The sequence below is a fragment of the Colwellia sp. MB3u-4 genome (assembly GCF_014077065.1).
In the GTDB taxonomy this organism is placed as follows: domain Bacteria; phylum Pseudomonadota; class Gammaproteobacteria; order Enterobacterales; family Alteromonadaceae; genus Cognaticolwellia.
The window spans coordinates 13,166-34,543 of sequence record NZ_JACGVE010000079.1 but is presented as its reverse complement, the minus strand read 5'-3'; the positions used below and the strand labels follow the sequence as shown (position 1 = coordinate 34,543).

Sequence of the window (21,378 nt, the reverse complement as noted above, 5' to 3'; positions counted from 1 at the left end):
AAGTGATTAGTAATTAATGTACCTATCATTTACTGATATTTTTGACCTTTTCCTGAGATTTTTAGCTGTAGGTCAACTTTCTTTATTGTGTCATTACATATTATCAAAGAACCAAAACTTATCTTCTGCATTAGCTGTTTCAGTTAATATTTGTTTATGTGCTTATCTTTTGCTGACAGCCCCCATACCTGATCACTATTACGGCATATTAAGAGGCATACTTTTATTTTTCACCGAAGTTGCACCTTATTTACTTTGGTTGCTCGTTTTATTACATTTCAAAGATAATTTTCAACCAACGAAATGGTCCATTTGGATTAAAGTTAGCATTGGATTAATGTTACTTTGGTTTATATACTTTTTTGGTTACATCAAAGGAAGTGGCAGCTTTCATCAAGTTAACCATTTAATACAGCTCTTTTTTATCATCCATATTATTTATGTTGCCGTACAAGAGTTTCCAGATGATTTAGTTCAAGCGAGGCGAAATGCTAGGTTAGTCACGATAATTTACACTTGTATATATTTAATATTGATATTGATATTGGAGTTAGGTAATGCGGCAATAAGAGACTCTTCTATTTTTAGTATCGTAAACGCAGGACTCGTTTTAGTTTCGACTTCCTTTTTTAGTTGGCACTATTTTAATAATAGATTCACAGAAAAAACTAAAACCGCATCAATTGAAGAAATAAAAGACAATGATAATTATCCCCCTTCTATCCCGCTAGTTTTTAAAAATTTTTATCAACAACTTAATCAATTAATGCAAGATGGATTTTATACGGAAACTCAATTATCAATTAAGCAGTTGGCAAACAAACTTAAAATGCCAGAACATCAATTACGTGAATTAATTAATAAACATTTAGGCTTTAGAAATTTTTCAGACTTTCTAAGCAGCTACCGAATTCCCGCGGCATGTGTACAATTTGAAGATATAACCTTCATTCGTAAACCTATTTTGACAATAGCTTTAGAGTTAGGTTATGGGTCAATTGCCACCTTTAATCGTACATTCAAAGCTCAAAAAGGCATGACACCTAAAGAATATCGCAATAAATTTCAAAAATGATCAGTGTTTTTTAGTATTGATAAGTTTTAATGGACCGAATTGTTTAGCATTTACATATCAACTTCAAAGAGTAATTTACATGTTAAAGTTCACAAAAGTTAAAATTATTAGTATCGGCTTATTCGCAACTCTGTTCATATTAATTTGGCCAATTTATGAGAGTATGGCCCACAAAAACAAGGTGAGTTTTCTTCCATTTTATCAATTTGATGAAATACCGAAAACTAGCCCAACCGACCAAATACTCTATCAAGAGAACTACACAGAAGCAGCAAATAAAGCATTAGATTTAATAACAACACATAAAGTCGCGATTAATGCGCCAGCAATTTCAGCTGCCGTATCTATTGACGGTAAATTAGTTTGGGCAGGTGCGTCTGGTTGGTCAGATATAGAAAATAAAACGCCGGTTACTACGAATACCCAGTTTAGAATTGGCAGTACCGCAAAGGCATTAACAGGAACGGCACTTGCAAGAATGTATGATATGAAGATGATTGATCTTGATAAGAATATTTCTAACTATATGAAAGATTTGCCTAATGATGCTTGGAAAGACATCACTAGCCGTCAACTTGCTTCACATATGGCAGGCCTGCCACACTATAAACAAAATACTGATTATGTAGGATTATACAAAACGTTAACGTTATCTACCCGCTATGAAGATGTTGAAGATTCACTTTCGATATTTGATAGTAGCGAACTTTTATTTGAGCCCGGAACACAATTTTCCTATTCAACACTTGGCACAGTTTTACTTAGTGCTGTTATGGAGAATGCCGCGAATATGCCTTATCTTGAAATTATGAAAAAACAAGTCTTTGACCCGCTTAAAATGAACGCGACCTTGGCTGAGTTTCAAGGAGAAGATTCTAAAAATTTAGCCAAGTTTTATTGGAATAATAACGGATTTTCGGACCAAGTCAGGCTATGGCGCGATGTTGATCTTAGCCATAGGTTAGCTGGTGGTGGCTTTATATCCACTTCTTCAGATCTTGTTAAAATGGGGAACGCTTTCCTGGATGATGAATTTATCTCAGCAAAAACACGTGGTATTTTTTGGACGCCGCAAAAATTACCAGACGGAAGCGAAACCCCCGATGGCTATTCACTAGGTTGGCGAGTTTTGACAAGAAATATTGACCCAGAAGTTGGAGAAATAACCTTTGCTAACCATGGTGGTGTTTCAAGAGGCGCTCAAAGCTGGTTGATGGTTTTACCTGAGCATAATATATCGGTTGCGATTAACATTAATTCAAATACTAAAGTTTTCTGGGATTTTGGCAAAGTATCGATGCAAGTTTTAAAACCTTTTTTATTGGCAAAAATTGCAATGGAGCAAAGAATACCCATTTCACAATAAACATAATTTAGCATTCCCCTAAACTATAGATATTTTGGAAAACTGATTTATGATTTCAATCGGTCTTAAATGAACTAAAACAACCTTTTTACATCATTAGTACAAGATCCTACTTTAAGCGTCTAGGGCTATTATTTTATAAAGGCACGTCATTCTATACACTAGAGCTATATTAACAGTAGAGAACTCTTCTCAAGCCGTTACCTTGGAATCAGTAGGTCGCCAATTCGACTCCAAGCAGTCGGCACCATTCATTCTCTTAGGAGAAGAAACGAAACCTTAACAGTAATGTTAAGGTTTTTTTTCTTCTGCTATTTGTCGTTTATTATTAAGTTATTGAGTTATTTTAAAATCAAGAGCTGACACCTATTGATGAATCAGTCTCTAAGCCGATTTAACCGTTCGACCCACAACTCTGAACCACCACTTCAAAAATGACACGACTATTACTCTACGTACCGCAGGGGGCGTTGTGCTACATTTTTTTAATATGCTTGTATAAGTTGATTTTTTGGTATACAAATCACAATAATCGTCTTTTTGCACTCTACGATGAGAGAAAGGAATGATTATGACCAATATCGATTAGGAATATAAATGGAAGCAAATAGCGTTACCGTCCGTCATTTAACTTTACAAGATATGACAGAGCTTCGACAAGCGAGTGAATCAGTTTACCTTAATAAAGAATTAGCCACGTGGAATGAATCTACGGTAAAAGCTTTATTAACTAAATTTCCAGAGGGGCAAATCTGTGTGGTGGTTGATGGCGTTGTAGTCGGTTGTGCCTTTTCATTAATAATCGAATATGCTGATTTTGGTGATGAACATACTTATGCTGAAATCACGAGCGACATGACCTTTGATAATCATGATCCCAAAGGTGATTCTTTGTATGGTATTGAGGTTTTTATCCATCCTAATTATCGTGGTTTACGTTTGGCTAGACGTTTGTACGATGCCCGTAAAGAACTTTGCGAAAACTTGAATTTACGCGCCATTGTAGCGGGTGGACGTATGCCTAACTATGCACAGCATGCTGACAAAATGAGTGCAAAGCAGTACATTGAAAAAGTTAAAATTAAAGAATTATATGATCCGGTATTAAGTTTTCAGCTTGCCAATGATTTTTATGTCCGCAAGTTACTCACCGGTTACTTATCGGGTGATAAGGAATCAATGGAATATGCCACGTTACTTGAATGGCCAAATATTTTTTATACTAAATCGGTAAAACTGATCAATGCCCCACGCTCAGAAGTGCGTTTAGGTTTAGTGCAATGGCAAATGCGTTCCATGAAAAGCATTGATGATTTATTTGAACAAATGGAATTTTATGTCGATGCGGTCTCAGATTACAAAAGTGACTTTGTCTTGTTTCCTGAGTTATTTAATGCGCCTTTGATGGCCGAATTTAATCACTTACGTTTAACTGAAAGTATTCGCCGGTTAGCAGAATATACTGAAAAAATTCGCGATAAATTTATTGAATTTGCCATTAGTTATAATATTAATATTATTACCGGTAGTATGCCGTTTTTTGTTGATGGCAATCTTTATAACTCGGGTTTTTTGTGTCGTCGTGATGGCTCATGGGAACGTTACGATAAAATTCATTTAACGCCAGCAGAAGTGCGTAGCTGGTCTATGGTGGGTGGTAAAAACCTCAAGGTGTTTGATACTGACTGTGGCAAAATTGGTATCATGATTTGTTATGATGTCGAATTTCCAGAGTACTCGAGAATACTGGCCGATCAAGGGATGAATATTTTGTTTGTGCCCTTCTTAACCGACACCCAAAATGGTTACACACGAGTACGTCACTGTGCGATGGCAAGAGCGATTGAAAATGAGTGCTATGTCGCCATTGCTGGCGCAGTAGGTAATTTGCCCAAAGTGAATAATATGGATATTCAATATGCGCAATCTGCCGTCTTTACGCCGTCTGACTTTGCTTTCCCCACTACAGGTATTAAAGCGGAAGCAACACCCAATTCAGAAATGACCGTTATCGTAGACGTAAATATAGATTTATTAAAGCAGTTACATAGCCATGGCTCTGTACATACTATGCGAGATAGACGTCATGATTTGTATAGCATTACCGAGCATGACAAAGCTTAGTTGGTCAGTTGGTTATCGATAGCATACATTAGCTACTTGAAAATCTGTCGGTTCAAAGCACCTGAAATCGAATCTAACGCTTCAGGTGCTGATTTGAAATATAGCGACTATTTTGTGGGGAAAGTTTTCGACAAAATAGCCGGATTTGGTCTGATGCTTAGATGGTCGATAGTTGAAAGTTGAAAGTTGAAAGTTTACTCTGACACTTACCCTAAATTTGCGTTAACAACCTAGCTGTTTTTATCAGTGAGTGTCGGCTTAATTTCATGCTTAATTTCATGCTTATTTTCGCACGACTCATATCAATTACCCCCAATAATAGAGGGATGCAGGGATATTCAAGCAGCTTAGCGATAAATATCCCACAAACACCTAGCACCTAGCACCTAGCACCTAGAATTTAGAATTTATTTTCGTTTTGCGATCAAGAGTGCCGCCACAATTAACAGTGATCCTATGGCAAGCCTGAGCAGTTCTTCTGGTGATCCGCCCTTGGCTTCACCAAAAATAAATAAGGAGGCAAACATAGCCAGTGGCACAACCGCATTGTTAAACGTGGCTAATACCCCGACACTGGTTTGGGTTGCGCCTTTATTCCAAAAGAAGAAACCAAGCCCTGAAGCAATGAAGCCCATATAAACTAAAACCAACCACTGCGTTGGTGTCGCGTCTAAAGGAATGGGAGGCTGCGAAGAAATTAACAGGGTAGCTATGCTAGTAAAAATCGCCGCACCTAGGTATAAAAATCCAAATACAGAGCTGTCACTAATATCTGGTCTGTCTTGTTTCCAGTCGCGATAATAAACTTGGCCAAAAGCAAAAGCCATATTGGCTATTTGCATCAGGCAAAACCCTAACCAAATTTCGCTTGAGTCTATATCGTCCATTTTTATAACCGCGGCGCCAAAAACAGACAGTAGTGTCGCCACTAAATACCAAGGTGTAAAACAACGCTGTCGAAGATCGTTGATAATAACGATATAAAGTGGCGTAAACACGCTAAATAGCGCCACTAAATGAGATGGTATATAACGAAAAGCGGAAAGATAACAGGTATACATAACACCGTATTGCAGTGCGCCAAGCAATATCAGTTGCCACTTTTCATGCCGGTTGGTGTTCGCTAGTTTTATAAAGGGCAGAAAAGCAATCAGCGCAAATAATAGTCGGGTATCTGCTATTTGAAGTGGGTCAAGACCTTTGAGCGTGTTGCCTATAAGACCAAAAGAAAAAGCCCAAATCAGCGTAGGTATCACGAGATAAATCATTCAAGGTCTCTAATAATTAAGGTTAGTTTATTCAATAGCTTTTCTAATAGTTAACTATTGTTCAAATGCTACTGAGTAATGATTTGACCCCAGCCAATAAGCTGGGGCCGATGCAAGTACTTTTAACCATGTTACCAGTGGTAGGTAGCACTAATAGTGTATTGCTCTCCGCGTCCAGGCGTACCTGGTACTTCTTCAAAAGATTCATCCCAAAGATTATCTGCTGCAAGCACAATATCTAAACCGTCAAACTGCGTAGGAGAAATCTTTACCGTAAGGTGGGTAAATAAAGCGTCGTCATCACCGTTTCTAAGGATATTTTCTTCTTGTTTGCGCCACTCGTTATCAACACGAACTTCAACTATGTCAGTTGGGTGCCAAATAAGCCCTAAGGTTACGCGGTGATCTGGGTAGTTCAAGGCATAAAAGCTAGCATCGATATCCGCAGCACCATAATTTTCAGACTTATCAAAGAAGGTATAACTAGTGATAATTTCTGCATGCTCAAAACGCTTTACTGCCAGTAGCTCTAGACCTAGTGTATCGATATCGACCGGATTTGCCGAACGAGCAGAGCTTGAACTCAAGCTATAAGTCCAGTCGGTTAAATCATCATCTTGTCGATAAAAAACAGCCGCATCAAGACGCCAAGTTTCTCGATCTAATGCCAAACCTAATTCAATGTTTTTAGTGGTTTCTCGCTCAAGATCATAGTTACTTCTAAATAATCCACCGGTATTACTCCCACCTATAGCGGTATAACCTGCCACTTGACTCGCTTCTGCATAAGAGAAATAAAGTGTTTGTGAACTGTCATCAGCATTGATGATATTCCAGGTTATATCACCAATTAGTGACACTTGTGAATCGTCACGGTTAGTGTCGTCAAAAGCAGCACCAAGACGAACAGTTAACTGTTGATCCTCTTGTAGATCCATTCGATATTCAGGCAAAACACTGAGTTTGTAATAATGGCGAGAGGTAAAGTTATTTTCAAGCGTAGTTGATTCAATTTTGTCTGCTATAAACTGGCTTGAGTAATTCAGTGCAAATGATGCTGTTTGTGCATGACGACCAGAAACGGCTATCGATTTAACCTCAGTTTCATGAAAGGCTTGAAATACATCAGGGTTTTCACGCGAAAAAACATAATGGTCATTGTTACGACGAAAATAAGTGGAAATTTCAAAGCTGCTGTCTTGTGCATACTGCTGTTGATGATTAAGAATTAATAATCGCGTTTTAATATCTTCAGTTTCATTGACATTAAATGGCGTGTACATATTTGGCCAGCCAAAAAACTTTTCTTGAGAGCCAAAAAACAGATCAGTTTGTGATGATGGCCCAACTAACTGAATACGACCAGAAGCACGTTGAAAGTCGTGGTCGCCATTCTCTATTGTACCGTCACTTTCAGAGCGAGAATATTCAGCTTCAGCACCGATAGTCCAATCGGTATAATCAGCCAATGCCATACTAATGCCACTGTGTACGCGTTGTAGATTAAAGTTATTATTACCTGCGCCAATTGAAGCACTACCTGCGGTTTTTATGGCTGTCCAGTCGCGCGAAACCGTGCCTACCGAGCTGTTAACACCGAGTAGAGCATTGTCTGCACCGGTCAGTATATTAGCGTTAGATAACATTTCCTGAGCAATAGGAATTTCGGCAAAATAATGTCCGGTTTGCGGATCAAGTAAGGTCGCGCTGCCGACCCTAAAACCAGTATTTTCGAAAATACCACCACGAATAGTTACATCAGCTTGAGCTTCTGCCATATTGCGCGACTGTAGGTCAACGCGCGGATCATATTCTAGGTTTGAAACTGGCGAACCAAAGGTGCCCACAGGTTTAGTATTAGCCGTGGTTGAAGCCTCAATCGTAATTCGCTCAATATTATTACTGACTTTTTTACTTACATCATGAGTTAAATCATTACTTACATCATGAGTATCCTCGGCTGCCGATGAAAAGCTTGATAGGCTAAATAATAAAACGGGCAAAGCAATTGGTACAACTCGAATCATGTTAATCTTCTCTATTTACACTGCTTGATCTTTAAGTAAAAACGATTTTATGTATTCCCTAACTCACCCAACTATATAACCCAGTAGCAGAAAGAGCTATTGCTCATCTTTGTGCTAACAATAGGATTAAACATATGGGAACAACCAAACGAAAATATCGTAAGATAAAGTTGAGGTTTATTTGAAAGGTAGTAATCGTTACGTGAATCAGTATTATATCTTAGCGGGTAAAATATTACACATGGTAACCATGCTCAACTGATAACGGTTTACAACTGGGTATATAACAAACACACTTAGAACAAACAGCGCAGTATAAATATATTAGTAAAAAACAGAGCAGTAAAAATTTACTCGCTATTGCCATAATCAATAACATAACGCATAAAACTTAATTCACCTCTTATAAAGGCCAACAAGTGATAAAACCACAACAACATATTAAGCAGGCTAACAGGACACAAGAAATTGTTTATTTCGCCGGCGGTTGCCTTTGGGGTGTGCAAGAATTTATGAAGCACTTACCTGGCATTTTTACCACAGAAGCAGGTCGAGCTAATGGCTTAACCGATTGCACCAAAAGTCGTTATGATGGCTATGCAGAGTGTGTGAAAGTAACTTTCTACCCAAGCGTTGTTAATCTTGATGAACTAATAGGTTACTTTTTTGAAATAATTGACCCTTACAGCGTCAATAAGCAAGGCGAAGATATTGGCAAAAAATACCGCACCGGCATATACAGTCAACACACTAGTCACCTAAAAACGGCTATCGAGTATATTGCCCGCCACGACGATGGCGATAAGATGGTGGTTGAAGTTTTACCGCTGCTTAATTATGTGAAAAGCGATGAAGAACACCAAGAAAGATTAACTCGCTTTCCCGATGATTATTGTCATATTCCTAAGCAGATATTACATAAATACAAGTAGTGTTAAAACAACCTTATGCCAATATTTAGCTATTCAGACAAAGTGCTACCTTAATTTAAAAACATCATGTATAAAGCTAAAAAATGATGGGCATTTATTTCAAGGTTCATCAGGTTTAGCCTGCGCTAGTAACAAAGTTAAAATCGTCACTAGCCCAGTAATGAGCACCGGAGCATGCTTCCATATCAATGATGCAAGGTGGTAATTTCGTTATTTCAGCTAATAGTTTGTTTCGTTTGACAGTTTTTCGTGATCTACACTTGTCATGTGTTCATCAATACCGTGATTTCTAAAAACAAGTTTGGCTAAATCGATACCAACAGCTTTAATTAAAGACATATGGACGCTCCTTTAATTGAATGTTTTAACATCTTTCAATATGGCACATAGATGCTTATTAGTTAGGCCCAAGCGTTTAGCGAGAGTGTTCTCTGCAAGCTTATTAAACTCTAAACCAGGAAACGACGAATCATGATGAATTTATTGTTTTTATTGCTCGGAGTGGGCTTACTTACCATTGGTGGCGAAGCGTTGATCCGTGGTTCGTTAGCTGCCTCTCAGCGTCTAGATGTATCGCCATTACTAAGCGGTCTAGTTATCGTAGGTTTCGGCACATCAGCGCCAGAATTGGTGGTTTCTGTAAATGCTGCGTTAAATCAACAACCGGATATTGCTATTGGAAACGTAGTGGGTAGCAATATCGGCAATGTTCTGCTAATCCTTGGAATATGTGCTCTGATCGAGCCGTTGACTATCAAGCCTATGGCATTGCGCCGAGATGCTGTCACTGTAGTAGCAGCTAGTATATTATTTTTGGTTTTAGTAGGCGGTAGCGCACTGGGCCGCGCGGATGGCGTGATCTTATTGATTGCCTTAGTTGCTTACTTGGTATGGGCTTATTGGAGTGAGCGCATTGATGCGCCCGCAGCGGAACTAAACAAAGCCGAAGCTGAAGAAGTTAACACGTTACCAAAGTCTGTAAGTTGGACTGTAACTGCAGTGATAATTGGGCTACTACTATTAATTTCAGGATCACAGGTACTGCTTGTTGGGGCTGTTGGGATTGCTGAAAGCTTAGGGGTTTCTGAGGCTGTCATCGGATTGACATTAGTCGCTGTAGGTACCTCTCTCCCAGAGCTTTCAATTTCTGTGATTGCTGCTCTACGTCGGCACGCTGATGTGGCTATTGGAAACATACTTGGTAGCAATATATTTAATTTGTTTGGGATTTTAGGCGTTTCTGCTTTACTTCAACCGCTTCCAGTTCACGTAAGAATTTTGCAATTCGACCAATGGGTCATGCTTGCATCATCAGTATTACTATTTCTTTTTTTGTATACAGGGCGTCGTCTAAGTCGATTGGAAGGTGGAATACTCTTGGCTACCTACGGAGTTTATGTCAGCCTAAGTTTTACTGCGTTCGGTGGTTAATGGTAGGTGACTGTATTCAGACAAACAAGTTAACCAAGCGTTATCGATACAAAATCTAATGTGAATATACGTTTGAGCTGAATTGCATAATGCCTAGCTTGTGGCAAAACTCCCTTTAATGGTTGAATTGCAGTTGTCCGGTATGAGCTTGCATCCGTCATAGATAATGTTCTCGTTCTATAACTGTATTATTCTTTTTGTGATCATAAAATTAGTCTCAAAATGGAAATTTAGAACGTCCGCTATACTGATAATTATTAAGTTAGCTGTTGACCTGTTTAGGTCAACACACGGGTGTCCAGTCGACCTCGACCAAAACAAAGAATTTTAAAATTTTTATTGCGCACTACGCACCAACAAGACCTAAATGACAAAAGAAAGGAATCACAACATTTAGTGGTTAGTCGGGCTAAGTGAATAGCCCTTCTAGCTTTCTCACCTTTACTTTGTCAGGCATTATTTATTGCTGAAAACGATAAACTGATCCTAGCGATAATATCTGAGAAAGCTCGTCTAATGCTGTTCGTGACTCAATAAGCAATTGTGGGTCTCTTAAATCATCTATCAGCAATTTATCGCGATAATGAGTATTGACCCAAGCAACTAGCTTCGTATACAAGGCATTAGTTAACAAACAATCAGGGTTAACCGCACCTAGTTCTTGCTCTGTCATGGCAACTCTCAACCGTAAACATGCTGGGCCTCCGCCATTTTTCATACTTTCATTAACGTCAAAAAACTCAACATGGTTAACCGGATTATCACCGGTAGTTAAAGACTGTAAATAATCATAAACACTGGCATTATCACGGCAATGTGTTGGCGCAATAATAGCCATTGAATTATCTTTTAAGGTCACTATTTGCGTATTAAAAAGATAGCTATTTACCGCGTCTTTAATCGAAACTTGTTCTGTCGAAACTTCCAAGAAATGCAGCTTGTCACCGCCAAATTTACCCATAAGCTCTTCTTTAAATAACGCGGCATTGAGGTAGGCTTGCTCGTGGTAAAGAAAAACATTTTGATTACCTACTGCAATTACATCATTATGAAATACGCCCTGATCGATTACCTCAGGATTTTGCTGCACAAAAACGGTATTCTCAGCCGACAAGCCATGTAATCTGGCTATTGCCTGACTAGCTTCTAACGTTTGCCGTGCAGGAAATTTTGTAGGTGCCGGTTTGTTACGATTAAAGGCTGAACGGCCATAGGTAAATATCTCGACGCCTTGTTCACCATAGCCCTGACATAAACGCGTATGATTAGCCGCGCCTTCATCACCAAAATGTTCATTGTCATTTAGGTGTTGGTGATGCTGAAAGTACTTATCATCAACGAACATGGCTTTGAGGATATTACTGGTTGTTTCGGGCTCTAACGAGCGATGAAATTTATTGGCTAAATTAGCGGCGGTAAAATGTAATTTTTGATCCAAGGTATCTGCTGAAGGAGATACGGTTGCCGCATTCGCCGTCCACATGCTTGATGCTGAGCAACAAGCAGCGAGTAGCGTGGGTGATGCCTTGTATGCTGCTGCCAATATTTGGGCGTCTGTGCCCTGAAAACCTAATCTTTTTAAGGTATAAATATCAGGGCGTTCTTGCGGGGCAAATACGCCTTGATGTAGTCCCATATCATGCAAGGCTTTCATCTTTTTCAAACCCTGTAATGCGGCACTTTTAGGATTTGAACTCTCAGTAGCATTCGATAAAGAAGCTACATTGCCCTCAGATAAACCAGCATAATTGTGCGTAGGGCCAACTAAGCCATCAAAATTCACTTCAATACTTTTCATTATTTTGTCTCGAATACCATTATTTATTAAAACATATTAGAACAGAGCAAAGTATGTACCACTAAAAGACTAACTTTAGTTATCAATAGCTTGTGCACTTAAGCACCTGCTTACATTAAACTTTGCAACAGAGTAAGGCAGAGTAACACAGGTATACTATATCGACGCACCAATACAAGGCACCCTAGCGCTTTAATATTGTAATACCAAGGGGTTCAGTTATTGCTCAATAACAGGTTGTGCTTATAAAAAGGTCGATTAAAAAGCCTACTCAAAACATCGGGCTTTAACTGATAAGTCATTGCTGGTGTGAGTGTCATCTTGATTTTTAAGCTCTGTCAACGATTGTTCTAGACTTGTTGTATTATGATCACCTTAAAAAATTAAAGTGATCATAGCTAAAACTTATGCAGGTCGCAGAGTATCAAGATATAAAAATTAACTAATACTCTGCAGGGGTATGCTTACTTAGGCATTAATACTGTATCAATAACGTGTATCACGCCATTACTTGCTTTTACATCTGCCATGATAATTTTTGCGTTGTTTATCATTACATTTCCATCAACAACTTCAACCATCAACATTTCACCTTGAACACTAGTTGCACTGTCTATTTTCACAACATCTGTTGACATCACTTTTCCAGAAACTACGTGATAGGTTAAAATTGAAGCAAGTTTATCTTTGTTTTCTGGTTCTAGCAGCATTTCAACGGTACCTTCAGGTAACTTTGCAAAAGCTTCATCTGTTGGTGCAAATACTGTAAAAGGCCCTTCACTTTTAAGCGTGTCAACTAACCCCGCCGCTTTAATTGCTGCAACTAGGGTGTTGAAAGAACCATTTTCAGCGGCCACATCGACAATGTCTTTTTTCATACCGTGATCACCTTCATTATGATGACCTGCAAAAGCGGCAGGCATAAAAGCTAAGCTGGCAACCATAAGTGATAATACTGCAATAAATTTATTTAACATGATATTTCCTATTTAGTGATTACTGGTTTGACTACGCGTTTGTTACATTAAAGTTACGTATGGTTAATAGAATAAGATCATGTTGATTAAATTATCGGCAACAAAATATTAGAAGCTACACTTAATATGGCTAGACTATTGGCTACGCATACTAAAACACTGGGTTTAAATCGACTAAATAATAGCTTAACTTTATAGCGCTAACGCTTCGAATAGCCTTGAAAACCTAGTTCACAATCACTAATCAATAATATTTTACATTTGTAACGATTTTTTTTGTTGGACATTAAACTGCTCATAAACTCTAATTCGCGCAAATTACTTATGATGAATTATCATTTTATTATTAAATAAAATGGCTAAAGGAAAACGAATGAATAAAGATAATCTTGATCACGCACGTGCACACTATAATGTACGTCATTGGAGTCAGGGCTATTTCGGTATAAATGATGCGGGAAATGTATATGTTGCACCTAAAGTTGACCATCAAGATCATACGGTAGAATTAAGTACTATTGCCAAGATGATTGAAAGTAAGGGCTTAACGCTACCTGCTTTAGTGCGATTTCCACAAATAATCCATCATCGTATTCACAGCTTGTGTGAAGCCTTTAATAAAGCAATAGAAGACTATGATTATCAGCAAAAATATTTATTAGTTTATCCTATTAAAGTTAATCAACAGCGTGAAGTTGTTGATGAGATTTTGGCTAGCCAAAATAACAAAGAATTCACACAACTAGGACTTGAAGCAGGTAGTAAAGCAGAACTGTTGGCTGTTTTGGCCATGGCTCAAAAAGTTTCTTCGGTTATTGTTTGTAATGGTTACAAAGACCGAGAGTATGTGCGTTTGGCATTAATCGGCGAAAAGTTAGGCCATCAAGTTCATATTGTTTTAGAGAAAATGTCTGAACTGGAGATGATTTTAGCCGAAGCGAAAAAGCTGAATGTAGAACCTAGATTAGGCATACGCGTTCGCTTAGCGTCTCAAGGTAAAGGTAAATGGCAAGCCAGTGGCGGTGAAAAATCAAAGTTTGGTTTGTCAGCTTCACAAGTACTTAACGTGGTTAAAATACTTAAAGCAGAAAACATGCTTGATGCGTTAAAACTGGTGCACTTTCACTTAGGCTCGCAAATAGCCAATATAAGAGATGTTAGATTAGGTGTTAGTGAAGCGGCGCGTTTTTATTGTGAGCTTCGCCATCTTGGTGCCGGGCTTTTATGTATGGATGTGGGTGGTGGTTTGGCCATTGACTATGATGGTACACGCAGCCAATCACATAACTCAATGAACTATAGTGTTGCGGAATATGCTAATAATATTGTCCATACCATTGGCGATATTTGTAAGAGTTATGAACAACCCATGCCGATGATTATTTCAGAATCGGGCAGAGCATTAACCGCGCATCATGCGGTATTAATTTCTAATGTTATTGGCGCAGAATCTTATGAACCAGAAGAGATAAAAGCGCCCATGCTTGACGAGTCTGTCTTGTTAAATAATATGTGGCGTTCGTTAAAGCAATTAAATGACCGTAATGATGATCGCGCACTGATTGAGATTTATCACGACACGCAAAGTGATTTAGCTGAAGTACACAGCCAATTTTCTATGGGATTATTAAACTTAACCCAGCGAGCTTGGGCAGAACAAATTAACTTGCGTGTTTGTTATGAATTAAATAAATTAATGGATACTAAAAACCGTTTCCATCGCCCGATAATTGATGGCTTAACTGAAAAGCTTGCAGATAAATTTTTTGTTAACTTTTCTTTATTTCAATCATTACCCGATGCGTGGGGCATAGATCAGGTTTTTCCTGTTTTACCGTTAAATAACTTAGAAAAATCACATGAAAAACGAGCGGTGTTATTAGACATTACTTGTGATTCAGATGGCGCAATTGACCATTATGTTGACGGCCAAGGTATTGAAAGCACATTACCTGTACCGGCATGGACAGAAGACGAACCTTATTTACTGGGTTTCTTTTTAGTGGGTGCTTATCAAGAAATTTTAGGTGATATGCATAATCTATTTGGTGACACACACAGCGCTGTTGTCTTTATTAATGACGAGGGTGAAGCAGAAATCACTGAAATTAATGAAGGTGATACGGTTGAAGATATGTTGCGTTATGTCCATTTAGACCCAGAATTATTTAAACGAACTTATTCTGAGCTTATCGAGGCTAGATTATCAACAACTGAAGGTGAACAAATTTTTAATGAATTAGAAGCCGGCTTACAGGGTTATACCTATCTTGAAGATTTATAGAGAGTTAGTGTAATGAAAAATATTTTCAATCAAGTAGATGAGTCTATTTATTCAAATGCCATGACATTTTTACGTCAGCCTTTAGTGCAAAACCCAGTCGAGTCAGCTGCTGACATTGTTGTTTTAGGCTTACCCTATGATATGGCCACCACCGGGCGTTCAGGCGCTCGAATGGGCCCTACTGCCATTAGACAAGCGTCGGTTAATTTGGCTTGGGAAGGTCAGCGATTTCCTTGGCCTTTTCGCTTATTAAAACACTGTAACATAGTGGATGCTGGCGACTTGGTTTTCTCTCCTGGAGACTCTGCGCACTTCTGTGCGCAAGTTGAAACCGCTATAGGCCAGTTACTTGACTCGGGTAAAACGGTTTTATCGTTAGGAGGAGATCATTTTGTTACTTTGCCCATACTACGCGCCTATGCGAAAAAATTTGGCACTATGGCACTGATTCATTTTGATGCCCATACCGATACTTATAACAATGGCAGCTGTTATGATCACGGCACTATGTTTTATCATGCGCCGAAAGAAAAACTCATAGATAAAGCTAAATCTATTCAAGTGGGTATTCGCACTAATTACCAAGAGAAAGACCATGGTTTTTCTGTGATTAATGCCATGCAGGCCAATGATATGAGTGTAGAGGAGATCACCGCATTAATTAAAGCTAGGGTGGGCAATACCCCTGTTTACCTAACCTTTGATATTGACTGCTTAGATCCCGCCTTTGCCCCAGGTACAGGTACACCGGTATGTGGCGGTTTAACTACAGATAAAGTATTAAGAATTTTGCGAGCTTTAGTGGGTATTAACCTGGTTGGTATGGATGTGGTTGAAGTAGCTCCGGCCTATGATAACAGTGAAGTTACCGCATTAGCCGCGGCAACAATAGCTCTAGAGTTAGCCCATATTTGGACGGCTAAACATAAGCTGAGATAATAGATTATTAAGAGGCAAATAATGGTTGGTTAAAATAAGCGAAGAAGGAGCAAAAACCAACTGTTATTTGTCCTTTTGAGTGACTTGTAATGTTTTTTATACCATAATATATTATATATAGGTATTTATCGGATTTTATATCATGGCTAAAAATACAAGCGTAACATTGGGCGATCATTTTGATCAGTTTATAAACCAACAACTTAAAACTGGTCGTTATGGCTCAGCAAGTGAAATTGTTAGAGCAGGATTAAGAGCATTAGAAGATCAAGAAACTAAACTTTTAAACTTACGCAATATGCTAATTCAAGGCGAACAAAGCGGTATTGCCGATTACAGTTTTGAAAATTTATTGACTGAGCTAGATAAAGATAATCATTAATGAATGATTTTTTGCTATCTTCAAAAGCCAAATCAGATTTAATTAAAATAGCTAAATATACCCAATTAACTTGGGGCATACCTCAACGGAACAACTACCTAAAAATATTAGATAGTACATTTCAGTTGTTAGCTAATGAGCCAGAATTAGGACTCAATTGCGATTACATTAGAGAGGGTTACAGCAAATACCCACAAGCTAGCCATGTAATTTATTACAAAGAGTATAAAAACAGCCAAATATTTATAGTGCGTATATTACATAAAAGTATGGATGTGAACTCCGCACTCTAGAAAAATTTAGACATAATGACTCCCACGAAGTGCTAGCTTTTCCGTTTGATTTCCTTATTTATATTGCTCAACTTGCCCCTCCTTCCTCATTATTAGCTTACGGTTTACTCGAATGCTTTTTCGTATCGTGGTATTGCCACAAAACGTTAATTATTTTCCACTCGTTATTTTCATTTTTATATAAATGCATGTAATCAATCCAATCATCAGCTGTTAATTTTACCGATGCAACTCGGTTATCAATATCAAGTATATTGATATCAATTTTGGGAGGTGATGGAAATTTATTACCATCTTTGTTGTAGTTTTCAGCCACCCAAACCATCGTTTCAAAATCGGTCTCCATGATAAACTCTGTACCATCTTTAGCCTTCCAGTAAGTTCTTTTAGCTAACTTTTTATCTAGGCCTCTTTTCATTAAATCCGGTTCGACTTTGTGTTGTGACTCTATATAATCGAGCACTGCTCTTTTTACTTTTTGATTATCAATATCCGTATCAGCTATTACAGCACAAGAGAAAAGAACAGATAAGGTTAAAACTATAACTCGAAGCATTGGACTTCCTTTAGTAAGCTAACAACCTATTATGTATACGTATCAGTAACACACGCACCAAAATTAACATTTAATTTACATTAATGTCCCATACTTTCAAAGTATTAGAAACTAGTAATGCTAACTAACATGTATATTAGGGCGTGTTACTAACACCTCTCAGTAATACACCTTGAAAACAAAAAAATAAAATACATTAAATTCATGTGGTTAAGTATATTTGTTTAGTTTTCATTATAATATATGGCAAGGTTTTTAGCTGGAATGTCAGGAATACGCACAAAATTAGCATTAGCCGTTTTATGATGCACGACCGCTTTGCTAGCTTTCCAGCTGTCAGTCTTGATAAAAACCTATAAAGCCAAAGTGATAGTGATAGTGATAGTTCAAGTTTGAGCTAATACATATTATCAACAGCTAAGGTTTCAACACTGCCTAAGCGACTTTATTTTTATTATGCTGATATATTTTCCGATGGTTATTAACCCTATAATAACGACAAGTAAATATTGCTTTGCCATTTACAACACCGATACGCCAATCAAACTCTGTCTACCAATATTCTTGTGCAATCAGTAACAATGAACGGGTAAATATCATGAGTACTTATTAGCACATATCGATTAGATAGAAAAATCCCCTCATTCGGTGGTGTTCAGTGGTTATGATAAGCAGTACTTTTATCTAGATGCTCCTGATCCAGATGAAAAGTTTCAAGATCATAATCATTGCCAATATATGCCGATTCTATTTGATAATTTTGAACGAATGTCAGTATTTCCTGCAAGAGGATTAGTGATAATTTATCATATAAATCAATAAGTAATGAACCTTATGTCGGTTAACAAAATTATGTAATCAGACTGACAAAAATATTTAACTATCAATTATTAATAAAAATAGCGAGTATTCCAATAATAGTATTTATTAACCACAAAAGAGAAAATCATGAATAATTACTCAACTTCACCATCGAGTAATAAAAACACATTGAATAACGAATTAACTGAGTTTGATTTATCTCATCAAAGTCAATTTGCTAATTCAAAACATTTTAGAGACAGAACAAATGCATCTGGCCATCAGAAGCAAGCAAGTAAAAAAGTGCATAAAAAGTTGCGTGATGTTTTTGATGATGATGACTATGAAATTGAAGAGTGAAGTTGAGAGTAAACTTGCAGCGATAACATCAAGATAAAAAAGCGCCTCGCTAGGGTATTTCATCACCTGACATTGTTCAATGGCAGTATATCTTCTTGTAAGATCGGTGAAGCCCACTTGATTTAGGCGTTAAAATATCAATTGATTGCATGTTAACTTTTGATGGCTTGACTCAATTCATCAGTATGTATCGTTAACCCTCCCCCTACTCTGCACGTAAAGCATAATTTATTGCTAGATGAGACATCAGGTATGAAACACCATATTCAACCGTTAATAAAAACTATAGATTCACAACTTCATGCTTTAGTTAGTACAATTGATATTCTAAGTGCTGTTAAACCGCTTAATTATCTGCAAGAAAAAGAAACTTTTTTTAGTAAAAATTTTTCTACTGAGCCTTCATATCATTATAAAACTACCGATATTAACCCATTTGCCTTAAAGCGAAAACTGTACAACTTACCCTTAGAAAACATTAAGGATGAAGACCTTTATACACTCTATTTGGCCGTGGTTGATTCTTATGTCGATAAAATAGATCAATATAAGTCTATTGGCAGTAATAGTTTTTTGTATGACTCATTAAGATATTATGGCGAGCCTAGTGAAAAAGATATTCATAATGCGCAATTTATTTTGCACTTACCGGTTAACCCTAAAGACACAGCCGATAATATTATTGATGCGCAGGGTATTGTCGATATTTTAGCAAAAATGGTTGATGAGGAAAATTATACTTGGGATATGAAACTTGATGAAACTATGGTCGCCAATGCATTAGTCTCAGGTACAAACGTTCGAATTAATAGCAATGCAAAATTATATGAAACTGACGCTCGGGCTTTAGCTCATCATGAATTAGGTGTGCATCTAGCAACCTCTTTAAATGCCAATAAGCAGCCCTTGCGGATATTGTCATTAGGCTGTCCTTTGAATACCATGACTCAAGAAGGTTTAGCGATTCTGAGCGAGTATCTTTCTGGCAATCTCACCTTACAGCGCCTTAAAATTTTAGCCTTACGTGTTATCGCTGTTAAATCTATGATTAAAGATAAAAATTTTCGTACCACTTTTTTAATTCTTAAAGAAACCTATCAGGTTACTGACGATCAAGCTTATACCATTACTGCTCGGGTGTATCGAGGTGGTGGCTATACCAAAGACCACCTTTACTTAAAAGGCTTTAGCTTAATATTGAATGCTTACCAGCATGAGAAGAATTTTACGCATCTACTGGCAGGTAAAACCTCACTAGAGTTTTTACCCTTGATAACACGCTTAATTGATAAAGAGCTGCTCATCGCACCTCACTTTATTACGCCTGCATTTAGAAACCCGATTACTAATGACGCTGTTAGTACTTTTATTACTCAAGCAATACGTTAGCAGATAGTCAGATTAAACCTGAACAGTTGAAAAATTGGCTAAGGCTGATTTAGCTTTCAATGCTACCTAAAGCAAGTAAATTTAACGCAACACTAGCAACTCAGTCGTCTGTAAAACGCTCTAATGGGTAATCAAGTTAGCGCTCAAACAGGCTTCAAAAAACAGATCGAGTTAGGATGAACTAAGCAATTTCTTTATGGTATGGCGTTTATTCTTATTTGATGTATGTTCATGACTGGGCATCAAGATCACACTCCCTTTTATAAAAATTAAGGGTAATAAGACTTAAAAGTTACTCCAACTTGGTTTTCTTACCCTTGAAAAACAACCAAAATCTTTATCAGCATCTAATGCTTCAAAGTCATAATCGCTATCAATTAATAAATAAACCTTGCCGTCTTCCAATCTAATGTAAGCAGGAACTATTATTCTTTGGTAATTAAATTTAGGATTTTTTAGTAGTGCATTGTTCTCACTTTCTGAAATAGAAAGTATTTTATTGAGTTTAAAATACGCCACCATTTCGCCGTCACCATTGTGATAACAGCCATCAAAACAGGCTTTAATTGCTGAAAATGATTGGGTTTTAGATAATATACTTTTTTTGAAAAGCACTTTATTTTTTTCTGGTAACTGTATCCTAAATGTCACACCAGGATCTTCAGTAAGTTTAGTCATATCTGTGATAACAAAAACATCAGGCTCAGTGTTTCTGAACGCTAAAAATAAATTATTAAGCTCTTTTTTCGGATAGGATTGAAAGCCTAAACTATCAAGTGTAGCCGAATTTTTTTTTATCATTCTCCTGCCTTTTATTATTCATCTAAAGATAACTCTTATCATAATTTATATTGATTTTATTAAATACAACTTTCTTCATGATCGCTGCCTAATAGCTGAAAATGCCTTACATTTCTCAGAATATACAATGAAAATCACAGATTATGTATATAAGATGTTTACGGTATGTTTTTAAAATGTTTACTGAATGTGTAGAGATAAAAAGACCAAAATAAGGTAAGGATTAGTAAATCAGATCATTATAAGTGACCTCATCGGTCAACTTGCCTATTACATACTAAAAAAAAGAGCCTTTGTATCAGTTACTTTTTTATAAAGCTAGCAGATAACTTTATGTAGGCTAAATAGCTGTAATGTTTTTCATTTATCACGCCATAGCTTCCTTATAAATTATGTATTGTTATTTTTTGGCTATTAACTGAATGACATAGTTCTTTGTATTGGTCTTTGTGTGGTATTGATATTGGTATTGATAAGACTCGCCTAAATTAAGCTCGCCTGACAATTACAGTGATTATTTATACTTTTGTTGTGCACCCTATCTGTGCGTCATAGCGATGGTGTTGTGCATGCAA

18 protein-coding genes and 1 pseudogene are annotated in these 21,378 nt (G+C 37.3%); 12 read left to right on the top strand and 7 right to left on the bottom strand.

From position 1 onward, the window contains the following. Window positions 1-16 precede the first annotated feature (16 nt). The 3 genes from H4J61_RS09685 (at window position 17) to H4J61_RS09675 (ending at window position 4,565) form a co-directional block, all read left to right on the top strand. A complete protein-coding gene (locus tag H4J61_RS09685) occupies window positions 17-1,075 on the top strand; it encodes an AraC family transcriptional regulator (protein WP_182184912.1) in 1,059 nt (352 codons plus the stop codon). 79 nt (window positions 1,076-1,154) lie between these two features. Continuing rightward, complete coding sequence (locus H4J61_RS09680; RefSeq protein ID WP_182184911.1) at window positions 1,155-2,441, top strand: serine hydrolase; 1,287 nt, start codon at window positions 1,155-1,157, stop codon at window positions 2,439-2,441. A 597-nt stretch (window positions 2,442-3,038) separates the two neighbouring features. Continuing rightward, on the top strand, window positions 3,039-4,565 hold the full coding sequence (locus H4J61_RS09675; protein WP_182184910.1) for a carbon-nitrogen hydrolase family protein: 1,527 nt from the start codon (window positions 3,039-3,041) through the stop codon (window positions 4,563-4,565). Between the two features lie 407 nt (window positions 4,566-4,972). Here the strand turns inward: H4J61_RS09675 and H4J61_RS09670 are convergent, their stop codons facing one another. Together H4J61_RS09670 and H4J61_RS09665 are read right to left on the bottom strand one after the other, a co-directional pair. Next, a complete protein-coding gene (locus H4J61_RS09670; RefSeq protein ID WP_182184909.1) occupies window positions 4,973-5,833 on the bottom strand; it encodes an EamA family transporter in 861 nt (286 codons plus the stop codon). A gap of 131 nt (window positions 5,834-5,964) precedes the next feature. Continuing rightward, on the bottom strand, window positions 5,965-7,860 hold the full coding sequence (locus tag H4J61_RS09665; protein WP_182184908.1) for a TonB-dependent siderophore receptor: 1,896 nt from the start codon (window positions 7,858-7,860) through the stop codon (window positions 5,965-5,967). A 422-nt stretch (window positions 7,861-8,282) separates the two neighbouring features. Between H4J61_RS09665 and H4J61_RS09660 the strand changes: the two genes are divergently transcribed. Continuing rightward, window positions 8,283-8,792, top strand: coding sequence for a peptide-methionine (S)-S-oxide reductase (locus tag H4J61_RS09660; protein ID WP_182185206.1), 510 nt, complete (start codon window positions 8,283-8,285; stop codon window positions 8,790-8,792). A 145-nt stretch (window positions 8,793-8,937) separates the two neighbouring features. On the opposite strand, the pseudogene H4J61_RS17930 reads toward H4J61_RS09660, so the two are convergent. Continuing rightward, a pseudogene (locus H4J61_RS17930) lies at window positions 8,938-9,131 on the bottom strand (IS110 family transposase); the annotation flags it as partial. 132 nt (window positions 9,132-9,263) lie between these two features. Here H4J61_RS17930 and H4J61_RS09655 point away from each other — a divergent pair. Beyond that, complete coding sequence (locus tag H4J61_RS09655) at window positions 9,264-10,223, top strand: calcium/sodium antiporter (protein WP_182184907.1); 960 nt, start codon at window positions 9,264-9,266, stop codon at window positions 10,221-10,223. Window positions 10,224-10,683: 460 nt separating this feature from the next. Here the strand turns inward: H4J61_RS09655 and astB are convergent, their stop codons facing one another. Together astB and H4J61_RS09645 are read right to left on the bottom strand one after the other, a co-directional pair. Beyond that, window positions 10,684-12,021, bottom strand: coding sequence for an N-succinylarginine dihydrolase (astB, locus tag H4J61_RS09650; RefSeq protein WP_182135011.1), 1,338 nt, complete (start codon window positions 12,019-12,021; stop codon window positions 10,684-10,686). A gap of 464 nt (window positions 12,022-12,485) precedes the next feature. Continuing rightward, window positions 12,486-12,998, bottom strand: a complete 513-nt coding sequence (locus H4J61_RS09645) for a fasciclin domain-containing protein (RefSeq protein WP_182184906.1) — start codon at window positions 12,996-12,998, stop codon at window positions 12,486-12,488. 373 nt (window positions 12,999-13,371) lie between these two features. Between H4J61_RS09645 and speA the strand changes: the two genes are divergently transcribed. The 4 genes from speA to H4J61_RS09625 all read left to right on the top strand — a co-directional run bounded on the left by speA (window position 13,372) and on the right by H4J61_RS09625 (window position 16,896). After that, complete coding sequence (speA, locus tag H4J61_RS09640) at window positions 13,372-15,282, top strand: biosynthetic arginine decarboxylase (protein ID WP_182184905.1); 1,911 nt, start codon at window positions 13,372-13,374, stop codon at window positions 15,280-15,282. Window positions 15,283-15,294: 12 nt separating this feature from the next. Continuing rightward, window positions 15,295-16,221 carry an agmatinase gene (speB, locus tag H4J61_RS09635; protein WP_182184904.1) on the top strand — a complete coding sequence of 309 codons (927 nt, stop codon included), beginning with the start codon at window positions 15,295-15,297 and terminating at the stop codon, window positions 16,219-16,221. Window positions 16,222-16,363: 142 nt separating this feature from the next. Beyond that, window positions 16,364-16,603: a type II toxin-antitoxin system ParD family antitoxin gene (locus tag H4J61_RS09630; protein WP_182184903.1), complete on the top strand. Its 240-nt coding sequence runs from the start codon at window positions 16,364-16,366 to the stop codon at window positions 16,601-16,603. Further along, window positions 16,603-16,896, top strand: a complete 294-nt coding sequence (locus H4J61_RS09625; protein ID WP_182184902.1) for a type II toxin-antitoxin system RelE/ParE family toxin — start codon at window positions 16,603-16,605, stop codon at window positions 16,894-16,896. Before H4J61_RS09630 ends, H4J61_RS09625 begins: the two co-directional genes overlap by 1 nt. A 97-nt stretch (window positions 16,897-16,993) precedes the next feature. Here the strand turns inward: H4J61_RS09625 and H4J61_RS09620 are convergent, their stop codons facing one another. Continuing rightward, window positions 16,994-17,452, bottom strand: a complete 459-nt coding sequence (locus H4J61_RS09620) for a nuclear transport factor 2 family protein (RefSeq protein WP_182134999.1) — start codon at window positions 17,450-17,452, stop codon at window positions 16,994-16,996. Window positions 17,453-18,079: 627 nt separating this feature from the next. Here H4J61_RS09620 and H4J61_RS18145 point away from each other — a divergent pair. The 3 genes from H4J61_RS18145 to H4J61_RS09605 all read left to right on the top strand — a co-directional run bounded on the left by H4J61_RS18145 (window position 18,080) and on the right by H4J61_RS09605 (window position 20,002). Then, window positions 18,080-18,274: a peptidase C39 family protein gene (locus H4J61_RS18145; RefSeq protein WP_404852064.1), complete on the top strand. Its 195-nt coding sequence runs from the start codon at window positions 18,080-18,082 to the stop codon at window positions 18,272-18,274. Window positions 18,275-18,400: 126 nt separating this feature from the next. Next, window positions 18,401-18,613, top strand: a complete 213-nt coding sequence (locus tag H4J61_RS09610; RefSeq protein WP_182184900.1) for a hypothetical protein — start codon at window positions 18,401-18,403, stop codon at window positions 18,611-18,613. Window positions 18,614-18,865: 252 nt separating this feature from the next. After that, complete coding sequence (locus H4J61_RS09605) at window positions 18,866-20,002, top strand: flavohemoglobin expression-modulating QEGLA motif protein (protein ID WP_182184899.1); 1,137 nt, start codon at window positions 18,866-18,868, stop codon at window positions 20,000-20,002. A gap of 285 nt (window positions 20,003-20,287) precedes the next feature. On the opposite strand, the gene H4J61_RS09600 is transcribed toward H4J61_RS09605, so the two are convergent. Beyond that, the gene (locus H4J61_RS09600; protein WP_182134993.1) at window positions 20,288-20,803 is read right to left on the bottom strand and encodes a hypothetical protein; all 516 of its coding nucleotides are present in this window, start codon (window positions 20,801-20,803) and stop codon (window positions 20,288-20,290) included. Window positions 20,804-21,378 lie beyond the last annotated feature (575 nt).

Bases quoted from the DNA above. Each gene is read 5' to 3' on its own strand.
- H4J61_RS09685 (WP_182184912.1), top strand. From the start codon at position 17: ATGTACCTATCATTTACTGATATTTTTGACCTTTTCCTGAGATTTTTA.
- H4J61_RS09680 (WP_182184911.1), top strand. From the start codon at position 1,155: ATGTTAAAGTTCACAAAAGTTAAAATTATTAGTATCGGCTTATTCGCA.
- H4J61_RS09675 (WP_182184910.1), top strand. From the start codon at position 3,039: ATGGAAGCAAATAGCGTTACCGTCCGTCATTTAACTTTACAAGATATG.
- H4J61_RS09670 (WP_182184909.1), bottom strand. From the start codon at position 5,833: ATGATTTATCTCGTGATACCTACGCTGATTTGGGCTTTTTCTTTTGGT.
- H4J61_RS09665 (WP_182184908.1), bottom strand. From the start codon at position 7,860: ATGATTCGAGTTGTACCAATTGCTTTGCCCGTTTTATTATTTAGCCTA.
- H4J61_RS09655 (WP_182184907.1), top strand. From the start codon at position 9,264: ATGATGAATTTATTGTTTTTATTGCTCGGAGTGGGCTTACTTACCATT.
- astB (WP_182135011.1), bottom strand. From the start codon at position 12,021: ATGAAAAGTATTGAAGTGAATTTTGATGGCTTAGTTGGCCCTACGCAC.
- H4J61_RS09645 (WP_182184906.1), bottom strand. From the start codon at position 12,998: ATGTTAAATAAATTTATTGCAGTATTATCACTTATGGTTGCCAGCTTA.
- speA (WP_182184905.1), top strand. From the start codon at position 13,372: ATGAATAAAGATAATCTTGATCACGCACGTGCACACTATAATGTACGT.
- speB (WP_182184904.1), top strand. From the start codon at position 15,295: ATGAAAAATATTTTCAATCAAGTAGATGAGTCTATTTATTCAAATGCC.
- H4J61_RS09630 (WP_182184903.1), top strand. From the start codon at position 16,364: ATGGCTAAAAATACAAGCGTAACATTGGGCGATCATTTTGATCAGTTT.
- H4J61_RS09625 (WP_182184902.1), top strand. From the start codon at position 16,603: ATGAATGATTTTTTGCTATCTTCAAAAGCCAAATCAGATTTAATTAAA.
- H4J61_RS09620 (WP_182134999.1), bottom strand. From the start codon at position 17,452: ATGCTTCGAGTTATAGTTTTAACCTTATCTGTTCTTTTCTCTTGTGCT.
- H4J61_RS09610 (WP_182184900.1), top strand. From the start codon at position 18,401: ATGAATAATTACTCAACTTCACCATCGAGTAATAAAAACACATTGAAT.
- H4J61_RS09605 (WP_182184899.1), top strand. From the start codon at position 18,866: ATGAAACACCATATTCAACCGTTAATAAAAACTATAGATTCACAACTT.
- H4J61_RS09600 (WP_182134993.1), bottom strand. From the start codon at position 20,803: ATGATAAAAAAAAATTCGGCTACACTTGATAGTTTAGGCTTTCAATCC.